Source organism: Winogradskyella wandonensis, from assembly GCF_004346845.1.
GTDB lineage: Bacteria > Bacteroidota > Bacteroidia > Flavobacteriales > Flavobacteriaceae > Winogradskyella > Winogradskyella wandonensis.
Genome location: NZ_SMGI01000001.1, coordinates 669,694 through 695,307 on the forward strand (window position 1 = coordinate 669,694; position 25,614 = coordinate 695,307).

The following is a 25,614-nucleotide window of genomic DNA, read 5'->3' on the forward strand; positions in this document are numbered from 1 at the left end:
AAAGAAACATTACCATTAAAAAAGGCTATCATGAGAATGATAGCCTTTTTTCAATACGTAGTTTTGAACTTTTATTTAACTTCTTTCAAAGCATTATCAATAAGCGTTCTTAAATGTTGTTTATGCGCCTTAGATGATACATCACCTGTAGGAGCTGCCAATGTTCTAATATTTTTTAAGTTATAAAGCGCCATAGATTTTGCATTATTTGTAAATCTACCACTTTGTTTACCCGTAAGCATATCTATAAGCATGTTAGTGTATTCTAATTGTAAATTCTGTCTGAAAGAATTTACATTTCCATAGATATCAGCTTTAAAAATAGCGTTATTTAAGTCCGTCATAAAACTAGATAACTTATACTTATTTCCATATAACTCACTGTCAGTAATACGTTGCAAAGTATTTGGGTGAAGAATATGAATTAAAACGCCTCTTTGATAGTTTAATACTTGATTGTGAATTTTTGGGTCTTCTGGTCCACCAAAGAAGTTGTAACCTCTACGTTGCATGGCTAAATAGTTATACAAATCGTTAGGTGCATCAAATGCATCTGGCGCAAAAACATAAGTTTTAAGGGCGTCCATTGCACGTTTCTGGTCTTCTAAACTCACAGGCGTGTATGGCTTAGCAGCTCCAGGTTGTCCTACCATAGCACGGTCTACATAAACACCACCAATAAATCTTGAAATAACATTACCAGCTGTAGCGCGTTGCCCGCTAAGAATATAATAGGCACGACGCATTTCTTGGAAAGATTCTCCTCGCTTTGCAAACTTAGTCTTAATGTTACCCATCATTTGGTCAACAAGTTTAAATCTGTCAATAGAATATCCAATTTGGTCATTAGATAAATCACCAATCATTACACGTGGGTCAATAGCTTTTCCTGGAGCACGCATATCATCTGCATCATTTCCAAAAATAAGTTCTGGTTTAGTAGACTGACTTAAAAGTGCTTCTTTTTCGGCTCCAGTTTTAAAAGGTGTATACCCAAACTGAATTGCCCAAACATCATATGGTCCTACAGAGGTGTCGTAATATTGACCTTGCTTGCTTCTGTCTAATGTTAAGTTAATACCTGCATAATCCATTACAGAACCTGTAAGGCATTTACCCTCTATAAAATCTGCATCTGCTAATTGTTCTGGTGAGAATAATTGACTAGCTTTCATATTATGATTAAGGCCAAGGGTATGTCCAACCTCATGCATAATTAAAGCTAACATGGCTTCTTTTTTCATGCGCGCCATTTCTAAATCATCAGCTCCAGCAACTTCTAAAACAGCTTGACCAAACATGGTGTTTTCATGCATCAAATGTCCCATTGAACAGAACACTATATTCTCTCTTAAGAATTCTGAAGGGTCAAAAGCTTGTGGCTTGGCAGACAAATCAAATAGCTTATCGTACATTACTCTATTAGTAAAGTGAACATACTCTAACATTATATCTGCACCCATAATCTCACCTGTTTTAGGATTTACAAAACTTGGTCCATAACCACCAAAAGGAGGATTTGGAGAAGATGTCCAGCGTAATACGTTATAATTGATATCCCCAGCATCCCAGGTTGCATCATCTGGTTGCATTTTTACCACCATAGCGTTTTTAAAACCAGCTTTTTCAAAAGCTTTGTTCCACTCTAAAACCCCTTGCTTTATAGTTTCTCTCCATTCTACAGGTGTAGAATTTTCCATCCACCATGTAATTGGTTTTACGGGCTCAGAAATCGCAGCATTTGGGTCTTTCTTTTTAAGATTCCAACGGTGGACTAAATCTCTGTAAGGAGTAGAATTTGTCGCAGTTTGGTCTTCAACCTGCGTGGTAAAATAACCAACTCTTGGGTCATCTAAACGTATTTCGTAATCATTATCAGGCATGGCAATAAAACTGTGAAATACTTGTACACTAACATTTCTTCCATCCGCGATAGCTGCAGAACCACCGTTTAAAACTGATGGATTAGAATACACATATTCAACTTCTAAGTTGGTATTGTCTTCATAATTATTTATAGCTTTTACAGTAGTTTTATTTTTGTCAAGGTTTCCTAGTGAAAAAGCAAAAGGTGATTGGCCAGGAAAACGTGGACGTTTTAATTGTCTTAATGTCTCTTTTAAGAAAATATCATCGGCTTTTATAAGATACTCTCCGGTTTCCTTGTCATATACTTCCACTTTAATAGAAGCCATTTTTCCGTTTGTAACATTTGCATCTTTTGAACGTGATATGGCATTATTTTCATCGAAGTAAAACGAGGTGTTTTGTCCTTCAAACTCTAGTTTATTAAAGTTCTTATTCACTTTAAAAACCTTTGAGCCACCATATGCACCACGGTATAAACCTGCATCTGTACTACCGTTAGAAACTTGACTAAAATAAATATATTCTTTGCCAATTTGGTCTTCTTTTACAATCATATGCATAGTGCCAGTGATTGTATCTTGATAAATGGTAAAAAGACCTTCAATCTTTTTACTGGACTTAGTTAAGTCTTTGATTGATTTTTCTTTTTTCTTAGGAGGAGTAGGAGCAGCTGCTTCAGTCTTATCATTTTTTCTTTTTTTCTTGCGTTGTGCAAAAGAATTTTGCGGCATTATAAAAGCACACAAAAGTAGAGCCATAGTCATAAGTTTTATGGCTTTGATTGATGTCATTTTCATAATTAATAATTTGGTTTAGTGGTAAATAGATGTATTCCTTAGAAGAATAGTTCAACAAGATATAAAATATGAGTTTTGCTATAAGTTAACGAGTGTTAAAAGATTAGTGCTTTTTTTCAAACTTGTCTAGTAATGCGTTAGTCTGTTTTTGAAGTTTTCTTTTGAAAAATGATGTGCCACCCAAAAGCCATCCTTTAAATCCAAATGCTTGTGTTGCCCATTTATGCAAATTAAACCTATCTGTATGTCTTATAATTAAGCCATCCTTAAACTCAAATTCTGCAGAAATTTTATTATGAACTTCACGTCCTGTTTTACTAAAAATATAGTCTGCTTCCCACGTTGCAAACACTTTATCGTCATAAATATTTATATCATAAAATTTAACTTTAAAATCTTTACCTTTTTGGGAAGCGCATAACATGCGCCACACATTCTTAGCATCTTTGCCTTTTACAACACCAAAAGCTGGGTCTTTAAAAACTACCTCTTGATGATAACAACTCGTCATAGCTTCTGAATCCAGCTTCTGAAAAGCATCGTAAAATTTCTCTATTAAATCAATCATATTTCAATATAAAAAAAGCCTTTTTTTAATAAAGGCTTGATAATGAAGATAAATCATTAATCGATTTATTCTACAGATTCTGCCATAGTATGATACACGTTTTGTACGTCATCATCTTCTTCAATCTTTTCTAAAAGCTTCTCTACATCTGCAATTTGTTCTGGTGTCAACTGCTTTGTGACTTGTGGGATACGCTCAAAACCAGAGGAAAGGATTTCAATATTATTTTCTTCTAAATAAGACTGAATTTTACCGAAGCTTTCGAAAGGTGCGTAAATCATTACACTCTTCACTTCGTTTCCATCGTCGTCTTCATCGGTGTCTTCAAATATTTCTTCTACACCAAAATCAATCAGTTCTAGTTCTAGTTCTTCTAAATCAAGCTCTTCACCTTTAATTTTAAAATTACACGTATGGTCAAACATAAAAACTACAGAACCTGAGGTGCCTAAGCTACCATCGCACTTATTAAAATAACTTCTTACATTAGCCACGGTTCTGGTATTATTATCTGTGGCGGTTTCTACTAAAATGGCGATGCCGTGAGGAGCATAACCTTCGAATATTACTTCTTTGTAGTCGCCTTGACTTTTATCGGATGCCCTTTTTATAGCACGTTCTATATTGTCTTTAGGCATGTTAACAGACTTTGCATTTTGTATTACTGCTCTAAGTCTACTATTGCTATCTGGGTCTGGTCCACCTTCTTTTACAGCCATTACAATATCTTTACCAATACGCGTAAAGGCTTTACTCATTGCTGACCAGCGCTTCATTTTTCGTGCTTTTCTAAATTCGAAAGCTCTTCCCATAGTTTCTAAATTTTTATGATGCCAAATTTAAATAATTATCTTCTTTTTTTAGTCATTAGGAATATGACGACTTAAAAAGTTTTGATTAACAGTGTTTAGGTTATTTATTACCTCGGCTCTTTTCTTATTTAACTTTGCGTTAGTGTCGTTGTAGGTTTTTACACCTTTATTCATTTCGTTCACTTTATTGTTATAGTCGTCAATTTGTTTTTTTGTACGTTTTCGCTCGGGTGTTTTTTCTAATGTGGCTTTAATCTTTTCAAAATTTTCATTTAAGATTAAAAAATCTGTGATTTTAGGAATATTAATTTCTGCTTCATCTTTAAAAAACTCGAAAGTCTTTTTTGTAGCGTCTATAATTGAAGTATCTTGATTATATGGCTCTATGTCTTTTAATATAGAAAGTCCTTCTTTTGCGCTCTCGCTTAAGGCATTTGCATTTTGTTGTATGCCAGCTACATCACCTTTGTTTAAGGCATCCATTAGGTAAACTTCGTTAATAAAAACCTTAAAATAAATAAGATATAGCTCTTTGTAATACTTAAAAACAGTATTAGAGATTTTCATCTTTTTACTTAAATCTGTTTCAGATTCTATTATTTGAATGTTGTGCTTATTTGCAAATGTGTAAAGGTTAGTTTCGTAAGTTTTCTGAATCTCCTCTAACTTTTTATCAGCCAATTCTTGTGCCAACATATAGGCTTCCATAGCATCATAGGACTGCTCTGCCACGGCTTTCATATCTATGATTTTAGCATAATCGTCATTTAGTAAGTCTTTGTTAAACTGAAGTTTTTCTAGTAATTGGGTCTTAAAAGTATCACCATCATACCCATTTGCTTTATCTATTTTGCCCATGGCTCTATCGATAGTTTTTACCAATGATTTTCTTTTATTTTCTACCGCTCTATCACTTTTGCCATGCGCAACTGCCTTGGTGTATTGCCACATCTTTTGGGTAATGTTTTCTTGATGTTCGCCCACAAAATCTAGGTAAGCATTTGCAGAATCAAAGGATTGAGCAGAAACAAATGAAACACTGATTAATAGTAAAATAAAGGTAATTTTTCTCATGATTAATTTTGATTAAGTATGTCTTGAAGCACATTAACTGCTTCATAGATATATAGGTCTTTTGAAAGTGATTGTAGTAGTTGCCTATTTAATTCTTCTTCTATTTGGTTATACGCTAACCGTTCTTTAGTTGAAGACGTGTTTTTAAAGTCTAGATACTGCTTCTGGCTGTTGTTAAAATTAGAATACGCTAACCAGACTTGTTTAAAATTGTCAGCATCCTTATAAATACCATCTAAAGTTAACGGCACTGTTGCTTTACGATTAATTACGTTGGTGAGCATATTTCTGTTGATAGATTTAATTTCTTTAAAAGCACTATTCTTAGAAATTCTGTCAGTGCTTTTAGCTTTTATAGTTTCAAGATTATAAAGTTTCAAAGGCTTGAAGGGTAAGGTTGTTTCTACAGTTTCATTTTCTAAAGCATATTTATAAAAACGCTCCTCTGTTTCAAAATCATCATAAAAATCGGGCATTTCTACATCTGGTTCTACACCTTCTATTTGATGACTCTTTCCTGTAACTCTAAAAAATTGTTGGATTGTTAGTCTGCAAAAGCCTAAATCTTTATCTATACCTAAAGGAATTATTTGTTGCGAAGTTGCTTTGCCATGGGTCTTGCTACCTATAACAATTGCTCTTTTGTAATCTTGCATTGCCGCTGCAAAAAATTCTGAAGCAGATGCACTAAAATGGTCCACTAAAATAACGATTGGTTTGTAAAACGCCATACCACGATTTGGGTCTCTAACGGTATACAAACCATCCAACCTGTCTTTTGTAATAGCTACAGGACCGCGGTCTATAAACATTCCCGATAATTCCGAAGCCTCTTTCATCGAGCCTCCGCCATTAGACCTTAAATCGATAATTAACCCTTCGATACCTTCTCTTTGCAAAAGGTAAAGCTGCTTAGCCACATCATTGGTAAGACCTAAGCCATCGAACGTCTCTAAATCTGTATAAAAACTAGAAATTTTGATATAACCCAAAGGCTTATCGCCACCAATAACATAACCATTTACTGTATTTTCTTCTACCTTAAGCTCTTCTTTGGTAAGTGCTATTGTTTTTATGGCGCCAGATTTCTTTTTTATTTTGAAGTCTATTTTATCTATAGTTTCATCATTTAAAAAAGCAATGATATCATCATTAGAAATACAATCTGTTTTTAGTTCTGAAACTTCTGATTTTAAAGAGATTATTTCATCTCTAACATCAAAACCACCACTTTTAAACGCGGGACTTCCTGAAGCTATAGTGCCTATTACAATCTGACCATTATCGTCCTTAAATGTCGTTATCCCAAAAGAACGTTGACTGTTAGATACGCCTTGCTCGAACAAGGATTTATCCGAAGGATTAAAGTAGGATGAATTGGGGTCTTGGTACTGCAAATAAGCATTAAGAAATGCCTCTTCGACCATTTTTTTTACACCACCATTTCTATTTTCAATCTCGTTAAGGAAGCAAATCTCTTTTTCGATAATTTCTGGTCTAAACTGTTTTTCCAGGGTATTAAAATTTTCTTTTAGATTCTGTAAAACCGAATCATGTTCTAAAAGCCTATAGATAAGTTCGTAGCGGACACGTTTATTCCAGAACCGCTTCACGGCATTATCGTCCTTAAAATAGCGCGTCACCTTTCCGCCATTAAAATAAAGGCTGTCTTTGCCTGTATAATCTAAATTCGCATCTTTTAAGCCTTCGAGATAGGTTTTAGAATCACTTATTCTAGCCTGAATTGTGTTTGTATATTTATCTAAAAAACCACATTTTTTCTTAGAAATATAATCATCAATTTTATAAGCGTCAGAATTAAAAGCTGCGGTATCAGATTGTTTAAACAGTCGTTTTTTTTGGTCTAAGGATTCTATAAATAAATTATAGATTCCAACAGAAAGACTGTCGTTTAAAGGTTTTGGATTGTAATGAAACGTATTTACAAGTTTTGAAACAGCTTCAACTTTATTACAGATTGAATTACTTTGGCTGTTTAAGTTTGTACTTACTAAACCAATAATAAAAACTAGAAATTTTAAAATTTTATGCAAAGTTTATTCGTCTTCAGGCACAACAATATTTTCTATAGCCTGCGCTAATTTAAAATCTTTATCGGTAACGCCGCCTGCATCATGAGTGGATAGTGATATTTTTAAAACATTATAAACGTTAGACCAGTCTGGATGATGGTTAAGCGCTTCGCACTCAAATGCAATACGGCTCATGGCGCTAAAGCAATCTTTAAAGTTTTCAAACTCAAACTCTGCATGGATGGCATCATCGTAGTAGTCCCATTCTGGTAAATGAAGTAATCGTTTTTCTATAGTTGATTCGTCTAATTTCATAGCACAGTAATTTTAGACTGAAATGTAATACATATTGTTGTTTTTACAAACTATTTCTGAAGTTCTTCTAAAACGGTTTCACTTGTTATTTGAAGGTGTTTAGGTAATAAATTATACTTTGGTAACACCGCCAAATAACGGTCGTCATTGGTTGTGTAGACGTTTTTAAAAGAGACTTTAGTGGGGAATATGCTGGCTACTAATTCTTTAACAAATTCGTCGTGATGTACCAAATCAACACTTCCTAAGTGAAAGACTCCAGATTTTTTTCGGTTAATGATATAATGAATTTGCTGTGTCACTTTTTTATCGAGTGTCACATTCATTATTAAGTTAGGAAACAACTCTACAGATGCTTTATCCGAAATCAATTGTCTTATCTCTTGTATTCTAGGACAATTAGTGCCAAAAACCATTGGCAGGCGTAATATGGCGTATTGCCGTTTTGGCATACGCATTAGCATATTTTCAATTTTTATTTTAAAATGCCCATAAATACTATGGCTTAGGGTTTTGTCTGTCTCGTAACTTGGATATTTGCTGTATGCGTCAAATGCATTGGCAGATGATAGAAATATTATTTTTGAGCCGTATTCTAAAGCATATTCGGCAAGATGTGCATGCGCTATAGTCTGTGCATGAAAATCGCCACGTAAAGCCGAAACGATGATATCTGGTTTTGTGGCTTCTAAAATGTCGTAGATGTCATCTTCTTCAATGTTATATTGAAAAAAATGTTTATTCCTCTCGAATTCCCTTTTTGGTGTAAAATAAGTGCCGTAGGTATTAAAGTAAACACAAAGTTCTTTATAAATAGCATTGCCCAAGTAACCACTAGCACCAAGAACCAAGATTCTATATTTCTTTTCTATCTTCTTCATTAATCTTACAACGCTAAGAACAGAAATTTAGCCTTTATAAAATGGTAATTTTACCACAGTAGCAGGAATTGCTTTTTTACGGACTTGGATGTTAATTTTACTATCCGCCGAAGCAAAAACGCGCGGTACATAACCAAGACCTATACCAATACCTAAACTTGGACTCATGGTTCCAGACGTTACACGTCCAATAGTTTTTCCTGAGCTATCGACAATATCATAGCCGTTACGTGGAATACCACGCTCGTCCATTTTAAAGCCTACGAGTCTGTTTTCTGGTTTACGCTCTTTTTCGGCTTGTAGTGCTTCACTATTTGTAAACTCTTTATTGAATTTGCAAACCCAGCTCAATCCCGCTTCAATAGGTGAAGTCGTATCATCGATATCGTTACCATAAAGACAGTATCCCATTTCTAAACGTAGTGTATCTCTCGCTGCTAATCCGATGGGTTTAATGCCAAAATCGGCTCCAGCTTCAAGCACTTTATCCCAAATCTGTTTCACTTCAGAGTTTTTGCAATAAATCTCAAATCCGCCACTACCAGTGTAACCTGTAGCCGAAATGATTACGTGTTCTATTCCTGCAAAATCACCAACGACGAAATTGTAGAAATTGATTTCTGATAAATTATGACTAGATAGAGATTGCATGGCCTCAACAGCTTTTGGGCCTTGAATGGCAAGTAATGAATAATCCTCGCTTAAGTCACGCATTTCGGCACCGACATCGTTTTTTGATGAAATCCAGTTCCAATCTTTTTCTATATTACTAGCGTTAACAACTAGGAGGTAAGTTTCCTCTTTAATCTTGTAGATAATTAAATCGTCAACAATTCCGCCATCATCATTTGGTAAGCAACTGTACTGTGCTTTACCGACTTCTAATTTTGACGCATCATTACTAGATACTTTTTGGATTAAATCTAGGGCGTTTGGTCCTTCGATTAAAAATTCTCCCATGTGAGATACATCAAATACGCCAACCGCATTTCTAACGGTTTCGTGTTCTATGTTTACACCTTCGTATTGTACAGGCATATTGTAGCCTGCAAAAGGCACCATCTTTGCACCTAAAGCTATATGAGTATCTGTTAATGCAGTATTTTTCATGATTTACGTTTCAAATTTTGAAACGCTAAATTAAGGATTTTTTGGACGAATGTATGGCCTGTAAAATAGATTTATTTTTTGTAAATCCTGCTAATTTTTAATTTAAAAAAGAAAAATGTCTAAGATTCAAATTTTATATTCATTGTTTTATTTTTTCCCAATAATTATAAAGACTTGTTTTATGAATCTTATATGCCTCTGGCATAGTCTTGGTCGGTGAAAGAGTAAATGAAATATCACTATCAAAATACCAGAAATTTTCTTTTAAACTTCCTTTTTCTGTGCTAATATTCCAAGAGTCAATATTAATAAGTGCGTACTCATTGCTATCGGATACATAATCAATAGCATAGTCTTCGAGTTGTTTTTGATGATTATACTTTAATTGAATTTTAGCATTAAGTTGATTATTATTTTTATCGCTTATTAATTCAATAGTTTTAAATTCATAATCTTTAAACTCATCACGCCAAGATGGCACTTCATCTTTTGGACGACCAATTTTAAGTAATTGATTATAAATATTAATACTGTCTTCAGCACTTCGACTTAAGGCGAATAAGTTCTCCTGTGTAATTGAAATTATGCGTTGCTTTGTGTCAATATTTACGGTTGTAGTTACTGAAAAAATACTGCTATTTTCTATTCCGAAAAATGTACCTATTGCAAAGAATATAATTTTTATTTCTCTCATTTTTTTAACCCTAGTTAATTCGTAATTGGTTTAATGATACTTGATAATCATACTGCAAATCTTCATGAAATGTCGAAATCTTTTTCTCAACAGCGTTGATTTGCCGTTGGTACAAATTATCAAGGGTTCGGTTACGATGAATGTTAGGTTTTAACCGATTAAGACGTTCGCAAAAGTAGAGTAGAAGTTCAACTTCCGTCGTTTTGGTAAGGCTGTAACGACTAAAGGTTTTTATCTGGCGCAGAATTTTTCGGATGGTTTTTTTCATGTAGAAATAACTGTCCGTATTCATACTTTCAAATTGCGCGTCTAGGGTTTCTTTAATACTCTCTATATAACCTTCTTCATCGTGAGCCTGAAAGAGTAAATAGGTAAGCAGTTCCTTGTTTTCTTTCTTAAATCGCCCTAGTCGTAAGCATAATTGTAATAATTCTTCTTTAGGAAGATGTTGTAATTCCTTTTTTATGGTAACTATAGACTCAGCCTTCATATTACAAATCTAAGGCTTTTAAAACTTTTGATTTGTAGGTTTGTCCTATAGGAATTTTATGTCCAGAAATCTGAATTTGATTTCCCGAAAGTTGCTCCATTTTATTCAAATTAATACTAAACGATTTGTGAACTCTGATGAAATGAGTTGGTAATTGCTCAATAAAACCAGAAAATGTACTGTGCGTTACTATCGTTTTGTCTGCCAAATGCACTTTTACATAATCTCCAAAGGCTTCAATAACAGCAATGTCTGAAAAGAAGACTTTATGCAGTGCTTTATTTTCTTTTAGAATCAAGAAATCTTGTTTTGGCTGAAGTGCTTTTTCATTCAGAACTTTATTAATCGCCGTTAAAAATCGTTCGTAAGCAATTGGTTTTAAAAGATAGTCGGTAGCATTGACCTCAAAACCCTCTACAGCATATTGCGGATAAGCGGTTGTGAAAATTACAGCTGGCGGATGCTGTAAACTTTTATAAAAATCCAATCCAGTTTGTTTTGGCATATTAATATCTAAAAATAACAAGTCCACTGCCGAATTGAGTTGTAGATATTTAAAGGCTTCCGCAGCATTACTGCAAGTTTGTTTAAGCTCTAAAACTTCGGTTTCTGAAACAAAATGCTGCAACACTTTTTGAGACGATAATTCGTCATCAACAATAATACAGGTTATGCGGTTTTGGTTATTCATTCTTTAGATTCAGAGTGACTATAAAGGTTTGCGCTGTGTTTTCGATATTAAGATTATGCCTATTTGGATAGACCAAATTTAGATTATTCTTCAAATTTTCTAAGCCCACGCCAGAATAGTTGTCGTCTATACTCTGTTGATTATTTCCATTTGAATTTTCGATTCTAAACATAAAATCATCACTTTTTTGAATAAACTCTATCTTAATTTTGTCTAAGGTATTATCTTCAGAAAATCCGTATTTATACGCGTTTTCTAAAAGTGGTAACAAAAGCATAGGATATATTTTGAAGGTCTCATCTTCGATATCTACAATGACATCAACCGTATTTTCTGAGTGTCCACGATATTTTTGAAACGAAATATAGTTGTGCAGTAATTCTAATTCGTCTTTAAGTGAAACACGCTCTGTGTCCGAATCGTAAATAATGTAACGTAGAATGTCCGAAAGTTCTACAATAGCAGTTTTTATATTCTCCTTTTTTTCTAATGCCATGGCGTAAATAACATTTAGTGAATTGAATAAAAAATGCGGATTTATCTGAGCTCGTAAGGCTGATAATTGTGTTTGTATTTGCTGATTTTGAAGTTTTAATAGCTTGTTCTCATTGGTGTTGTAATACAACCAGTCTTCAGCCAATTTAAGGAGCGTTGTTGCAATTAAAACAATGCCATAGGTTAAGTAAATATTGGTTTTAGACAAATAGGAGATAAAGAAATATTTAGAAAATAAAATATCTAGAATTGAATTAAAAAACTGTGCGTTTAGAAATGAAAACACACCAAAATTCAGAATAAAAAGGAGGATATATATGGCATAGCGTTCTTGTTTTAAAAACTTGGGTATTAGTATGTAAAAGTTGATGGAAACAGGAACTATTACCACGACTAAAAAGCCTAATGTGTATATATAATCTGCAGTAATTGGAGTTTTTCCTTTTGAAAAAATAAAGAGTAAAATAAGAAATGCCAAAAACCACAGAATGCCATTAAATAATAGCGGTCTGTGGTAATTGCTGCGTTGTAATATGGTTTTAATATTAAGGCTTTGCATTGTTTGGCTTTAATCTTCTAATATCATCATTATCCCATTTATCTTCAAAATCTGAGACCATAAATTTCTTTAGAAAATTATGCAGTTCATCACTTGAGGCAGTTAAGACCAAATCTTCGTCGATACCAGTTCTTTCGTGCTTAATGCGTAATCGTTTTTCAGTTATCAGTTTATTGACTGCCTTTTCTGATAACCATTTTAAAGTAAAGCCTTCATTTGTGATATCTACAAAAGCGGTAGAATGGGTTTTTAATAGGTGCTGCGCAACTAATTTATTTAAATCATCACTATCGTATTCAAAAGGTGTAAGGTCTATAAAAAGGTGTTTATTTACCATAAAGGGCATGGCGATAAACGAGGCTTCAGTATCTTTCTTTTTATACTTAATGTAATACCCATCTTTAAAGCGTTCAAAAGCCTCTTTCGATTCTTTAGATAACGTTGTATTTGGGTCTGTTTCTTTTTCCCATTCGTCTTTAAACGAGCGAATATCCCATTGTCCGTTTTTATTATCTGTCCAATTGCCTACAAGCTTTCCAGAATAATTTATGCTTGATTTTGTATAAAACGGCTGAATAGATTTTACAATACAAGAGCTAAATAGCAAAACACATAAACTCACTAATACTAATCTCGTTTTCATAATTTTTGATTTTAAAAGTTTCAGCTAAACTCTTATAAAAGACAATGAGTTGCAACGTTTTTCGACAAACACGTTGCAACTCATGTCAAACACTTTGAAATTATAAGTTCTAGCGTCCCTTTCTTCCGTCTATAGAGAATTTTCCTGGACCAGCCAAAAAGATAATCACAAAAGCAATTAAATATAATAATGCCATTTCTTTACGTGCTAATGGGTCGCTACCGTGAACAATAAATGCTGCGACGGCCATTGTAATAGCCGCCGGAATTGCAGCAAACTTAGTTTTTATGCCAAAAATAATTAGTACTGGTGCTAATACTTCGCCAACAAGACAAAGGATTAACGATGCCGTTGCACCAATACCTAGTGGGTCTGCAAACTCTATTGGTCCGCTTAGTTTATCGAGTTTTGGAATACCATGATTTATTAGCATTAGTGCTGAGAATCCAACTCTATGGATAAATAACGCTAGGTCGTTGTAGTTTGTTTTCAAAATAATGGGTTTTATTAATTAGTTATCGTCTAAATATAGACAGAAATATTAAACCTTCAAATTTTGAAGTTTTTAAAACATGTGTTCTACAATTACGTCTATTCAAATAGATTGACGACTTTACCTTCGTCTTCTGGCATAATAATCACTAATAGTTTTTTAAAGCCCAATGCGTTTTGTTTGTAAACTTTTGTGCCTACCGACCATTTTTCTTTACGTTTAGAGTTGGGCATCATAGGGAAACCATAACAAAAATAACTACCGTCTGCTTTTGGTCCTTTAACGATAAATTGATTTCTGTTAGACGAATTGTTTTTTATTTTAAAAGATATCCACTTTATATCTTCTTTTTTCATCTTGTAATTTGAAGACGATTCTACCATGCCGCCAGACTTCGTTTTTATTTTATTGTCTTTTGGAAGTTGTGTATAAAGTAATTTTCCATCGTTTGAAACATCTGCCCATAAATATTTGGTTGGGTTGACTTTTATAGTCCCAGAATCCCAAAGGTTTAAGAAAACCTTTTCTGCCTCTATGTTTGATGCGTCTATTTGACCTATTTCTGTGCCCAAACGTAGCTCTTTTGTTTTTCCTTCTATAATTACCTTGCCAATATTGGCATTAACTCTTAAAATAGCATTGTTTACATTGGTAATTATGGTTTTGTCGTGCGTATCGTGCACCACGCGCTTTAGGTTGGGCGCACCAATTTTGATGATAATCTTTTGAGTAGGTGCAATCCATTTTAGCTGACTAAAGTGAATGGTGCCATCTACAATTTCTGTATCAATATATTTAAATAGGTTAGAGTCTGCCGTGATTTCCAAGCTTTCGCTCGCGGAATTATCAATGGTAATATTGGCGTATAAATCTATTTTTATAGTTTCAACATTTTCAAACGGAAATGCTCGTGTTTCTACATTTTTGTTTCCTTTTATTTGTGCTAGACCTGCAAATCCTACAAACATTAGCAATAAGCTTAACTTTTTCATATTACGAATTATTTTTTTGTGGTTTTTGCTTTAGGATTATTGATAGTTGCTTCATAAGTGAAGTTTTCAGGCTCATATTCAAATTTTATCGAACGGTTTGGCTGATTTTGTAATTCGTATTCGTCATTATTTACAAATTTGAATTTGATATCGTATTGCGCCGCTTGAAATTCTACTTTAGCTTCATAAATACTGTCATTGTTTTCATCTGTAAGCGGAACTAACGCTTTCCAAGCCGGACTTGTAAACTGACCTCTCACGCCTGGATTAGTAATATTATCTAAACCTCTCATATCTACTTTAAATGTGATGGTTTTGAGATGTGTTTCTTGTACGCAACTTGTTATAAATAAGATTGCGATTAGAACTAAAAGTGATTTATAATTTTTCATAAGTTCTTTATTTTAAAGTTTAGTGTAACTGTAAGTGTTTCTTACAAATTTTTCATCACTGTCTAGATATGAGACTTCTTTTGTCACAGTATATGTTGAATCCGTTAAAGTATGCGTGATAAACATATCGGCCTTTTTACCATTATCTCTACTTTGGTAGGTGGTCACTAGAGTTTTTGTTCCGTTTTCTTCTTTAAAACTTAGCACTTTCTCATTGCCAAAATAGGTGCCGTTTTTTTTGATTTTCACAGAGCCTTTGTGGTTTTTGCTTGGCTCGTAAGTGTATTGTACGTTGGAGATTAACTTGTCACCTTCAATCTTAAACTGCATAGTAGCATCTACAGTTTCTTGTTTGCCAGATTGGTAGTCTTTGTAAGTTAAAGTGCCTTCCCAACTGGTATTGTTCATACTTTCAAAATCTGAAAGTGAAATGGTGTCTTGTGCGTTAATAGTTATTACTGTGAACAGTAAAGCGAATGTTGTTAATAGAGTTTTCATACTATGTTGTTTTTTAAATGATTATTTTAATTTTTTACTGATAAGAAAGTCAAGTCCAAAGCGTCCTGAACCCAATGTTAAGTTGTAAATAGCAACCCATAAAAAGCCCATTGCAGGTAGCATATTCCAAGCAGGTCCATTCCATTTTTGTAGAAAAATAGCAACGAGCATGGTACACATAATTAAGAAAGAAGAGATACGCGTGCCAATACCCAAAGCCAATAGAATTCCGCCTACAGCTTCGCTAAAAGCGCCCATCCAAGCAAAAAAGATGGGGAACATAGCAAATATGCCGCCGTAAGCTTTAACATCTTCTGGGAACCAGGCAGCAACTTCGAATAAGTTGAGATTTTGACTATCTGGCGTCCATGGCACACCAAATTTATCGGCACCAAAACCAATAGAGAGTCCAATTCCGCATCCAAATCTGATGATAAAGAAGACTAAATCTGAAAACCAGTTTTTCTGAACAGTAGGTTTAATTAAAAATTTGAGGAGAGATTTTAAGCGTGTCATCGTATTTGTGTTTTAAAGCTGACATACATCAGCGAGATTGATGACACAAATTTGCGACACAAACGCTCCGTGAACGACTTAAAGCGTACTAGAACGTCCTAAATACGATTTGAGACGTCTTATTTTAGTTGTGTTTTTAAATATTCGGTAGGAGAGAAGCTCGTTAGCTTTTTAAATACTCTATTGAAAGTAGCCTTGCTATTAAAACCACATTCTTGGGCAATACCAAGTAAGGATAATTGTTGTTGTTTATTTTCTTTCAGCATAGTTTTAAACGCTTCAACACGGTAGCCATTTACAAAATCGTTGAAGTTTTTGTTGTAGCCCGAATTTATAGTTTCGGAAAGTTGTCCTCTAGTCATGTTCGCCATTTTGGCTAAGTCTGATAAATTAAGCTCAGGATTTAAATAGGCTTTTTGTTCTACCATTAAATGATTCACCGTAGCAATATCGTCTTCAGAAACAGATTTATGCTCTATGTTATCTCTTTCTTCTGGAATTCCAATAGTCTTTGGAGAGAAGCTAAAGTCTAATTTATTCAGTTTTGTGGTGTCTGTAAAGTAACCTTTAATACCAACAAATAAGGTCACCAAAGCAGCCAATAAGTTGAGCCACCAACGTTCTTGATATCCCAATTCCATAAAACGAGAACCGATAATATCTTGAACGGTACCGTAAAGAAATAGCGTGCTAAAGAGTATTAAGAAAGTTAAAATCCAATTAAGTTCTAGCTTATACGTATTTGAAAAATACTGCATAATCTTTTTACGGTAGCTATAAAATAGTTGAAACGTAAATGCTAAATACAGCAACATAAACGGAGGTTCTATGTAAGACATGATGCTTAAAATGTATTCCTCATCTAAGGAGATTTTAAGCACACCATTCTGCGTACCACTAAATCCAGGTTGCAGCGCATCATAAGTGTAAATTGAAAATCGGTAGACTACGAAAGCTATTGCCAAAGCAAAATGCCACCAATAGCTTTTTTTGAATTTAAAATTTGAAGTCGTAACAGACTTGACATACAAGTAAATCAATGGCGCTAATGCAATGCCAATATTTATAAGAAAGTAATTGATTTTTGTAGTTCTAAAAGCATCATACCATCCCATAAATCCTAGAGTATAACAAGTCTGAGAGTATGAGGTAAGTAATAGAATGCATCCTAAAAATAAATCTGAAAGGTTACGCTTTTTAAAATACCTACCGAATAGAAGACACACAAAAACAAGGCCTTGCAAAGCCAAAATTAAAAGCGGTAAACTCCAACGGTTAAAATCTGGAAACATTCTGTGCTTGATTTAAAACCTAAATGTATCTATTTTACGAGAGAATTGAAAAATGAATACGGCTCAAATTGTTTCAAAGGCAAACTACAGGAAAAATTCCATCAATTTTCACAATAACGTTCATAATCATCAGCTATTTTTCTAAAAGCTTTTCCGCTTCTTGGAAAGTAATCCCCATTTTGAGCATTTTCAACAATTTTTGGACAGGTTTTAAAGAAGCGTTTTACAGATTTTTTAAAAGCTTTATGATTATTATAATTTAGAAAATAGGTGTCGCTTTCATAAACTGGTTTTTCTTTCTTTTGAAAGTAAACTATCTGCGAAGTTGCGTAATAATTTGAACTTATATCTTTAAAAATTCGAGCTTTGCTATTTTCATAATATAACGTACGCAGACTATTGGCTATAGCACCTTTTATATTTCTTAAGAAGAACACCTGTATAGTATCGTCTATAGCATAATTAGTAGATAATATTCTTTTTTTCTGAATAGAATCTAGGTTAGGGTCTAAGTCAAGCATTTTAAAAGATAAGTCTTTGAGCTTTGAAGTATATATTGTTGCAGATTTTACTTTTATGTCTTTCCATCCTTTAACAACATTTTCTTTAGGCTTTTCCTTTACAAATACAATTGATTTGGCATCTATAGGGTTAACAAAACCAAAACCTGATACTGTTTCATTATTAACAGATGTATAGGTCAATGAATCAAAAGCAATTCTAGGTTGTTCTTTTTTTAGACTTCTACTCGTAATATAGAATTGTGCATGTAGTTTGTTTGTGTAACTAAGAAGTATTAACGTAATAAATAATAGACTGTAAATGTTTATTGACCTTCTGCGCATAAAATTGTTCTTTACTATTTTTTATCAATATTAATAAATGATTCTTGATTAATAAAATGAGCTGTACACATAATTTTTACTGTGTCTTGACGATTACAAGCCTTTGATTAGATTGTAATTATTCTTGAGTTGTTTCTGCTACCACTTTTGTAATAACTCCATTTTCGGCTGTGTATTTATCATATTCATTAGTGCCTCTTATATGATTTTTAGCAAGATGTCTTAATCTTCTAATAATTTACGCATGGACTTATGACGTATTCTGTCTAAGTCTTTAGTTTCATAAGGTATTTCTTTAAGTATATATTCAAATGCAGCAATACGAGCATTGGTCTTTCTATTAGCTTTTATAATTTTCCAAGGTGCATATTGTTGTGTCTTTTCAAACATAGCTTCTTTGTAGGTTGTATACTCATCCCAAAGAGATAATGCACGTCTGTCTACTGCACTATATTTCCATTTTTTAATAGGAGAACTAATAATGTCTTTAAACCGACGTTCTTGTTCGGCTTTAGTAATAGAAAAGTAGAGTTTTAGTAGATAAATACCAGAGTCTTGAATCATTTGTTCAAACTCGTTTACTTGTTTCATAAAAATATCATACTCTTTTTTGGTACAAAACTCATTTACGGGTTCTACTACAGCACGGTTATACCAGCTACGGTCAAAGAATACAATTTCGCCATTGTTTGGTAGCCTATTGATGTAGCGTTGAAAATACCATTGTCCTTGCTCAGTTTCATTAGGTTTAGGTAAAGCTACAACTCTAATAGCTCTTGGCGGAAGATGTTGTATTATACGACGTATGGCTCCACCTTTTCCGGCTGCATCTCGTCCTTCAAAAAGAATAACAACTTTTTTATTGTTTTTAGCAACCCATTGCTGAAGTATTAGCATTTCTTCTTGCAAACGAGACAAGCGTTTTTCGTACTTAACATTGCGTATAGCTTTATTAGTATCTAATCGATCTAGCCTTAACAGTGCTTCTAATCCCTCTTTTGAATTGATAATTTTTAAATCTTTTTCTATCATGATGAAGGGTTTAACGGTCTAATTGAATTGTATTTCTAAAATAGCGCTGTACTACATTTGGGTCCGGTAAAATTGTTTTGCAGTTTTTGCCTTTATTATCGTAGTCAAAAAGACTTAAAACATATTTTATACTCTCAAGTCGTGCTTGTTTTTTGTTATTTGATTTTACAATAACCCAAGGTGAAAAGGAATTATGTGTCCTAGAAAACATTTGATTTTTATAAGTTGAAAAATCATCCCATAATTCTTGACCTTTTTCATCTACAGGACTAAATTTCCATTTTTTTAATGGATTATTTAAACGTTTTTCAAAACGCCGTTGTTGCTCTTCTTTAGATACGGAAAACCAAAATTTTATAATTGTAGTGCCAGATTCATGAAGCATGTTTTCAAACTCTGGTACTTGTATCATAAATCGGTTATATTGTTTTTTGTCACAAAATCCCATGACAGGCTCAACAACAGCGCGATTATACCAACTACGATCAAAAAATACAATTTCTCCTGCGTTTGGTAATTCTTTAATGTAGCGATTAAAATACCATTGATTTTTTTCTACTTCTGTAGGTTTGTTTAAAGCTACAATCCGCATTGCTCTAGGGTTTAAATGTTCTTTAAAACGTTTAATTGTACCACCTTTTCCAGAAGCATCTCTGCCTTCAAAAATGATGGCTATTTTTTTATTTTCTTTCTGAACCCAACGCTGAAATTCAACCAACTCTGCTTGAAGAGGTAGTAGTTCTTGTTCGTATTCAAATTTCTCAAGAGCAGATTTATAAATCGGATTATGTTCTTTATTTGCTGTTAGGTATGCAACTAAATCTGTATTTGTTTTTAGAGTTTTTAAGAGTTCTTCTGTAAGCATATATTTAGTTGAGTATGTGATATAAGAATTAAACTTACTATAATTAGAAATACTGGTATATGATAAAAATCATAATGACTTTATAAAAAACAAAAGAGGCTGTCTGAACAGTAATTTTTTCTGTCATTTCGAGCGTAGTCGAGAAAATTAAAAGATTGAATTTCAATACATTTCGACTCCGCTCAATGTGACAGATTTACTTATACTATACTTTTCAGACAGCCTCTTTTAATATTATACAAAAAATAAACTTATCTCAGCTTAGGGAAATCCGTTGGATTCACCTCGTGCATCACCTCGTAAACGGCTTCAAATACATCCTCGACAGATGGTTTCGAAAAGTAATCGCCATCAGTACCATAAGCAGGTCTGTGCGGTTTGGCAGCTAATGTTTTTGGTTGGCTGTCTAAATGTTTGTAAGCGTTCTGTTTGTTTAGTATTTCGTCTAAGATATAAGCCGAAGCACCGCCAGAAACATCCTCGTCAATTACCATTAAACGGTTGGTTTTAGCAATACTTTTAACGATATCGTGATTAATATCAAACGGAAGTAGCGACTGTACATCAATAATTTCGGCATGTATGCCTACTTCTAATAATTCTTTTGCCGCTTGCTCAACTATACGTAACGTAGAACCGTAAGAGACTAAAGTAATGTCTTCACCTTCTTTAATGGTTTCTACAACTCCAATAGGCGTTTTAAATTTACCAATGTTATTTGGCATTTTTTCTTTAAGACGGTAACCATTTAAGCATTCTACAACTAAAGCAGGCTCGTCACTTTCTAAAAGTGTATTATAGAATCCTGCAGCTTTGGTCATATTTCTTGGTACAAGCACATGAATACCACGTACTAAATTAAGGATGCCTCCCATTTGTGAGCCTGAATGCCAGATACCTTCTAAACGGTGACCACGTGTTCTTACAATTAGTGGTGCTTTCTGGCGCCCTTTTGTACGGTAATGTATAGTTGCCAAATCGTCACTCATTAATTGTAACGCATACAAGATGTAATCTAAGTACTGAATTTCTGCAATAGGTCGCAAACCACGCATGGCCATACCAATACCAGAGCCTAAAATGGTAGCTTCTCTAATACCTGTATCCGCAACTCTTAGTTCGCCATATTTGGCTTGTAAACCTTCTAAACCTTGGTTAACGTCACCGATATGCCCAGCGTCTTCGCCAAAGATTAAGGCTTCTGGGTAATTGCTAAAAATAGCATCGAAATTATCACGCAATACCACACGACCATCAACCTCTTCGGCATTTGCATCGTATGTTGGTAAGACTTCGGTTTGATTAAGTGCTTTTTTATTTGAATGGCTTAATAAGTGCGAACTGTATTTGGGTTGAATTGTATTAATATAAGTAGTTATCCAGTTTTGAAGCTCTGTCTTTTCGGCAGAAGCTTCAGAAACCACAAAGCGTAAGGCTTTACGTGTTGCCGATAATATATCTTTACGAATAGGCTCGTCTATAGCCTCTAAATCGTTTTTAAGTTTGGTAATAAACACACCGTTAGCACTAGAGTTAGCAACGCGGTCTAATAAAGAAACGGCTTCGTCTCTTTCAGCCTTTATAGGGTTTATAAATGCAGACCAAGCGGCTTTTTTGCCGTCTCTTACGGCTTTTTTAATATCTTTTTCGATGGCTTTTAATTCCTCGTCGCTGGCAATATTATTGGCAATCATCCATTGGCGCATCTGCGCATTACAGTCGTATTCTGCTTCCCAAGCTAAACGCGCTTCGTCTTTGTAACGCTCATGAGAACCAGAGGTTGAGTGGCCTTGTGGCTGCGTTAATTCTTGCACATGAATCATAACAGGAACGTGTTCTTTTCGCGCCACTTGAGATGCACGCTGATACGTGTCTATCAATTCAGGATAGTTCCATCCATTAACTCTGAGAATTTCGTAACCATTTCCGTTTTCATCACGTTGGAAACCTTTAAGAATTTCAGAAATATTCTCCTTAGTCGTTTGGTGTCTTGCATGCACAGAAATACCATACTCGTCATCCCAAATGCTAATCACCATTGGAACTTGTAAAACGCCAGCAGCATTTATAGTTTCAAAAAACAGACCTTCACTTGTACTAGCGTTACCAATAGTTCCCCAGGCCACTTCGTTTCCTTCTTTAGAAAATTTAGTAGCATCAATATCTTTTACATTTCGGTATATTTTAGAAGCCTGTGCTAGACCTAATAGTCTTGGCATCTGTCCAGCGGTAGGAGAGATATCCGCACTTGAGTTTTTCTGCTCAGTGAGGTTTTTCCATTCGCCATTTTCGTCTAAACTATGTGTGGCAAAATGGCCTCCCATTTGGCGACCAGCTGACATTGGTTCGTCCTCCAAATTGGTATTGGCGTATAATCCTGCAAAAAACTGTTCAATCGATAATTCGCCAATAGCCATCATAAAGGTTTGGTCGCGGTAATATCCCGAACGAAAATCACCGTTCTGAAATGCCTTTGCCCAAGCAATTTGTGGAACTTCTTTACCGTCGCCAAAAATTCCAAATTTTGCCTTACCTGTTAATACCTCGCGACGGCCTAAAAGGCTACACTCACGACTGGTGACTACAGTTTTGTAATCATTTAAAACTTCTGCTTTAAAATCTTCAAATGTAATCTCAGTTTTGGTATTGGTATTTGGCTTCATGTACATTAATTTTTGGTCTTACAAAAGTAAGGTTTCTTACGATGTTAAGCAATATGAAAATGTGTTATAATTTTGAATTATTCTTAGTAAAACACCGTTATTTCGATAATTATTAAAAATAATATCGAAATTTAACATTTCAGTAAGAATATGTTAATACCATTTTCTTCGAAATAAGCCCAAGAGTACTTGTGGGTCAATGGTAAACATAAAGCGGATTTTTTGGTCGTAATTGTCTTGACCAATTTCCCAGCCGTTGTTAGAGTAGAGCGGAAAGAAAATTTCGAAATAATCCTCTACTAAATTAAGGCGTATGCCAGAATCGTAAACAAATTTAGCGCTATTAAATTTGTTTTTAAGAAAACCAACATCTCCGTAAAACTGAATATAACGCCATATAGACGTACTAAAATTAGCTGTTGCCATCCATTGATTGGCAAAGGCTGTGTCTAATTGCGATTTAAAACCACCTTCGGCAATAATGATTTGCTGGCTAAATAGTCCTGCGGCTTCAGAACGTCCTAAATAATTAAAATCGAATAAATAATCCGTTGGTCTATCTAGTGCAAAACTGAAAAAATTAGAATTGGGGTCATTGTTATTAGTTAAAAACGTACCTGCAAATAAGCGAAGATTTACATTTCGGTTATTTTTAGTGAGTTTTCTAAACTCGTAATTCACAGCGAATTTGCTAAACTTACTGGACACCTGAAAATCGGCAAAAAAGCGTGAAAAGTTAATGAGTCCAGGACTAGATTTTACGTAACGTAAGTTTAAAACACCATAGTCAGGTTCGTCAGTAATCTCATCGATAATAGCGTCAGGACCAATACTTCTGGCAATATCGACATAACGAAGCGATATGACATGACGCTTATCGGACCTTAAATCGTCTTTATCCCTAAAACCAAACGAAATATTTGGGCGAATACGCCTAAAAAATGCATCCTGGGCAAAGGATTGGTAGCTGGCATCTACACCATAGGTAATATTGAACAAATTGGTATTTTCTAGGTTATGGGTATAAAATACAGTTCCTGAGCCTGTTAGCGATTTTGAGTTTAGCGCGTATTGTGGCGAAAATCTGTAATTAAGTCGTTTTCTTAAAATGGTTTTGTTGTAAACTTTTGCGCCTAAAGTAAATCCGTCGTAAATGTTTTTAAATTCCGCCAATGGCATAAAAAACACCTGATTGTAATAGGGGTCTTCCACATCTTTAAACAGTCTAAACTGCAGTGGTTTTGCCCAAAACGAAGAGCCATTGGTCGATTTGTAATTATCGCGTTGATTAAACTCTGGAACTACATTGTCGTAGTCTAACACCAAGCGTTCTGTATCGTAATTCGGAATTTTTAAGGTTTTGGTATCGCTAACACTATCTATCCATATTTTGTTTACAACCGAATCATTCCTTAGGCTAAATAAAGAAATAGGCATGTTATTATTGCGCTTATTCTTTATAGTAAGTTGAATTGAATCTTCAGAAGCTCTTACTTTAGTTAACTTAAAATCTATTTTCTTTCTCGTGTCTAAGTAATCTGTAAAAAACCACTTTAAACTTTTACTAGATTTGGAAGTAATGAAGCGTTCAAATTCCTCTGTTTTTACACTTTCTAGTTGATGGTCTGCTAGATACGATTTTACTAAACTCCTAAAATCGATATCTGTGGCATAATCGTCTAAATAGTTAAAACCAATACCCGTTTTGTAGCGTCCAGCAATATTTGCATTAAATTTGGTCAACTCGTCTTTAGGCAGCGTAATGGGTTGGTCGTTATTTTTTCTGGCAGCTTCCATAGAGTATAAGAAATACTGAAAATTGTAATCTAAATCTGCTAAATGAAATGCTCTGATACCCCATACATTAGCTAAGGTTCCTAAGAGTTTACTATCTGGATAAAAGTCTTCGACATATTTTATTAAAAAGTAAATTATTAAACCATCGTTTAACCAATGGTCTTTTCGTGGATTTACCAGATGAACGTTATAAATGTATTTATTAAGTGCCGTTTTTAGTAGCTTAAGTTCGTACTGAAAATCATTCTTAAAAGGTCTTAAGAAACTAGGTAGTTGATTAAGTCCGTAAAGTGGGTTTTTGTTATAGTCTATTTGGCTAACTAATAAGCGGTCATGCGGATAATCGCCAAGATTATCTACTAGAAATTTAGTAACTCTATCGGTTATAATAGCCTTGTCTTGGGGCGAAAGTCCTTTTTCGAAAATATCTGAAACTAGCGTGAAATCATCAGTAGTAACTTGCTGAAACGATGTAATCTTGTTTAAAGACAAGTAGGTGTCAACTCTATCCTTACCTTCTAAAATAGCTGTTTTTGTGTCGCCTGTTGTTGTTAAGCCAACAGTATTTAATTCTGTGGTTAAATGATATGACTTCGGATAACTTAGTTTAATAGAAACATCCGATTTTGGGATGTACATATCGTCTAAATTCTTGTTACTGTAGTAGTGCCACTCACCATCGTAAACGGCTGGAGTGAGATACCAGTACTTTAATTCAAAATTTTGATTTTCTGTAAAACCGTAATCTGTAAACGAAGCATCGGGTAGTGTAAGTGTATAATTAAGATGAAGTGTATATGCTTCGTTTGGTTTTAGAGGCACATCTAACTCCACTTTTAAGACATCGATTTGGTTTTCTATATTTTCGTTATAGAGATTAGTCCCTGTATCATTGGTTAGCTTGGTTATTACTGTAAAACCTCTCTGACTATTTTTAGCCAAGTGAAACTTAGTGCTAAATTCTTCTTCAAATCGTTTTGCCAAGGCAGTAGATTTGGTCGCGTAACTGTTATTCCAATTATTTAAATAAACGGTGTTTAGCGTATCTTTCGATGTGTTCTTATAAACAATCGTTTGACTAATTTGAATCGATTTAGTTTCTGGATAAACAGTACCCTTCAACGCTATCTTATTCTGAGAAAAACCCAAAAAGATAAAGAAGCAAGCAACTAAGGTTATAAGACTAAGTTTATTCAAA

Annotated in this window: 24 protein-coding genes; all 24 read right to left on the minus strand. The window is 34.1% G+C overall.

Annotation, left to right across the window (positions count from 1 at the left end; translation table 11 throughout):
- Positions 1 to 71: 71 nt before the first annotated feature.
- Positions 72 to 2,666: a zinc-dependent metalloprotease gene (locus tag DFQ05_RS03105; protein ID WP_132703470.1), complete on the minus strand. Its 2,595-nt coding sequence runs from the start codon at positions 2,664 to 2,666 to the stop codon at positions 72 to 74.
- A gap of 103 nt (positions 2,667 to 2,769) precedes the next feature.
- Complete coding sequence (locus tag DFQ05_RS03110; RefSeq protein ID WP_132703472.1) at positions 2,770 to 3,234, minus strand: nuclear transport factor 2 family protein; 465 nt, start codon at positions 3,232 to 3,234, stop codon at positions 2,770 to 2,772.
- Between the two features lie 65 nt (positions 3,235 to 3,299).
- Positions 3,300 to 4,046, minus strand: a complete 747-nt coding sequence (locus DFQ05_RS03115; RefSeq protein WP_132703474.1) for a YebC/PmpR family DNA-binding transcriptional regulator — start codon at positions 4,044 to 4,046, stop codon at positions 3,300 to 3,302.
- Positions 4,047 to 4,094: 48 nt separating this feature from the next.
- The gene (locus tag DFQ05_RS03120; RefSeq protein WP_132703476.1) at positions 4,095 to 5,120 is read right to left on the minus strand and encodes an LIC11966 family surface protein; all 1,026 of its coding nucleotides are present in this window, start codon (positions 5,118 to 5,120) and stop codon (positions 4,095 to 4,097) included.
- A 2-nt stretch (positions 5,121 to 5,122) separates the two neighbouring features.
- Positions 5,123 to 7,174, minus strand: coding sequence for a carboxy terminal-processing peptidase (locus tag DFQ05_RS03125; protein ID WP_132703478.1), 2,052 nt, complete (start codon positions 7,172 to 7,174; stop codon positions 5,123 to 5,125).
- A gap of 3 nt (positions 7,175 to 7,177) precedes the next feature.
- Positions 7,178 to 7,468, minus strand: coding sequence for a 4a-hydroxytetrahydrobiopterin dehydratase (locus tag DFQ05_RS03130; protein WP_132703480.1), 291 nt, complete (start codon positions 7,466 to 7,468; stop codon positions 7,178 to 7,180).
- Positions 7,469 to 7,518: 50 nt separating this feature from the next.
- The gene (locus tag DFQ05_RS03135) at positions 7,519 to 8,349 is read right to left on the minus strand and encodes a sugar nucleotide-binding protein (RefSeq protein WP_132703482.1); all 831 of its coding nucleotides are present in this window, start codon (positions 8,347 to 8,349) and stop codon (positions 7,519 to 7,521) included.
- Between the two features lie 27 nt (positions 8,350 to 8,376).
- Positions 8,377 to 9,459 (minus strand): glycine cleavage system aminomethyltransferase GcvT, encoded by a 1,083-nt coding sequence (gene gcvT / locus DFQ05_RS03140; protein WP_132703484.1) that lies wholly within the window; start codon positions 9,457 to 9,459, stop codon positions 8,377 to 8,379.
- Positions 9,460 to 9,598: 139 nt separating this feature from the next.
- Positions 9,599 to 10,153, minus strand: a complete 555-nt coding sequence (locus DFQ05_RS03145; RefSeq protein ID WP_132703486.1) for a hypothetical protein — start codon at positions 10,151 to 10,153, stop codon at positions 9,599 to 9,601.
- Between the two features lie 10 nt (positions 10,154 to 10,163).
- The gene (locus DFQ05_RS03150) at positions 10,164 to 10,643 is read right to left on the minus strand and encodes a hypothetical protein (RefSeq protein ID WP_132703488.1); all 480 of its coding nucleotides are present in this window, start codon (positions 10,641 to 10,643) and stop codon (positions 10,164 to 10,166) included.
- 1 nt (position 10,644) lies between these two features.
- The gene (locus tag DFQ05_RS03155) at positions 10,645 to 11,334 is read right to left on the minus strand and encodes a LytR/AlgR family response regulator transcription factor (RefSeq protein WP_132703490.1); all 690 of its coding nucleotides are present in this window, start codon (positions 11,332 to 11,334) and stop codon (positions 10,645 to 10,647) included.
- Positions 11,327 to 12,388: a sensor histidine kinase gene (locus tag DFQ05_RS03160; RefSeq protein ID WP_132703492.1), complete on the minus strand. Its 1,062-nt coding sequence runs from the start codon at positions 12,386 to 12,388 to the stop codon at positions 11,327 to 11,329. The genes DFQ05_RS03155 and DFQ05_RS03160 overlap by 8 nt, the downstream gene beginning before the upstream one ends.
- Positions 12,375 to 13,031, minus strand: coding sequence for a hypothetical protein (locus DFQ05_RS03165; RefSeq protein WP_132703494.1), 657 nt, complete (start codon positions 13,029 to 13,031; stop codon positions 12,375 to 12,377). The genes DFQ05_RS03160 and DFQ05_RS03165 overlap by 14 nt, the downstream gene beginning before the upstream one ends.
- A gap of 109 nt (positions 13,032 to 13,140) precedes the next feature.
- Entirely contained in the window at positions 13,141 to 13,524 is a 384-nt protein-coding gene (locus DFQ05_RS03170; RefSeq protein WP_338419697.1) for a DoxX family protein, read from the minus strand.
- A 98-nt stretch (positions 13,525 to 13,622) separates the two neighbouring features.
- Positions 13,623 to 14,516 (minus strand): GIN domain-containing protein, encoded by an 894-nt coding sequence (locus DFQ05_RS03175; RefSeq protein ID WP_132703498.1) that lies wholly within the window; start codon positions 14,514 to 14,516, stop codon positions 13,623 to 13,625.
- A gap of 8 nt (positions 14,517 to 14,524) precedes the next feature.
- On the minus strand, positions 14,525 to 14,908 hold the full coding sequence (locus DFQ05_RS03180; RefSeq protein WP_132703500.1) for a hypothetical protein: 384 nt from the start codon (positions 14,906 to 14,908) through the stop codon (positions 14,525 to 14,527).
- 12 nt (positions 14,909 to 14,920) lie between these two features.
- Positions 14,921 to 15,406: a hypothetical protein gene (locus DFQ05_RS03185; RefSeq protein ID WP_132703502.1), complete on the minus strand. Its 486-nt coding sequence runs from the start codon at positions 15,404 to 15,406 to the stop codon at positions 14,921 to 14,923.
- Positions 15,407 to 15,427: 21 nt separating this feature from the next.
- The gene (locus DFQ05_RS03190) at positions 15,428 to 15,922 is read right to left on the minus strand and encodes a DoxX family protein (RefSeq protein ID WP_132703504.1); all 495 of its coding nucleotides are present in this window, start codon (positions 15,920 to 15,922) and stop codon (positions 15,428 to 15,430) included.
- Positions 15,923 to 16,041: 119 nt separating this feature from the next.
- Entirely contained in the window at positions 16,042 to 17,214 is a 1,173-nt protein-coding gene (locus tag DFQ05_RS03195; RefSeq protein WP_241974199.1) for a helix-turn-helix domain-containing protein, read from the minus strand.
- Between the two features lie 101 nt (positions 17,215 to 17,315).
- Entirely contained in the window at positions 17,316 to 18,059 is a 744-nt protein-coding gene (locus DFQ05_RS03200) for a hypothetical protein (RefSeq protein WP_132703506.1), read from the minus strand.
- 222 nt (positions 18,060 to 18,281) lie between these two features.
- A complete protein-coding gene (ppk2, locus tag DFQ05_RS03205; RefSeq protein WP_132703508.1) occupies positions 18,282 to 19,091 on the minus strand; it encodes a polyphosphate kinase 2 in 810 nt (269 codons plus the stop codon).
- 10 nt (positions 19,092 to 19,101) lie between these two features.
- Complete coding sequence (ppk2, locus tag DFQ05_RS03210) at positions 19,102 to 19,956, minus strand: polyphosphate kinase 2 (protein ID WP_073086425.1); 855 nt, start codon at positions 19,954 to 19,956, stop codon at positions 19,102 to 19,104.
- 251 nt (positions 19,957 to 20,207) lie between these two features.
- Positions 20,208 to 22,619 carry an alpha-ketoacid dehydrogenase subunit alpha/beta gene (locus DFQ05_RS03215; RefSeq protein WP_132703510.1) on the minus strand — a complete coding sequence of 804 codons (2,412 nt, stop codon included), beginning with the start codon at positions 22,617 to 22,619 and terminating at the stop codon, positions 20,208 to 20,210.
- Positions 22,620 to 22,772: 153 nt separating this feature from the next.
- On the minus strand, positions 22,773 to 25,613 hold the full coding sequence (locus tag DFQ05_RS03220; RefSeq protein WP_132703512.1) for a gluzincin family metallopeptidase: 2,841 nt from the start codon (positions 25,611 to 25,613) through the stop codon (positions 22,773 to 22,775).
- Between the last annotated feature and the right edge of the window lies 1 nt (position 25,614).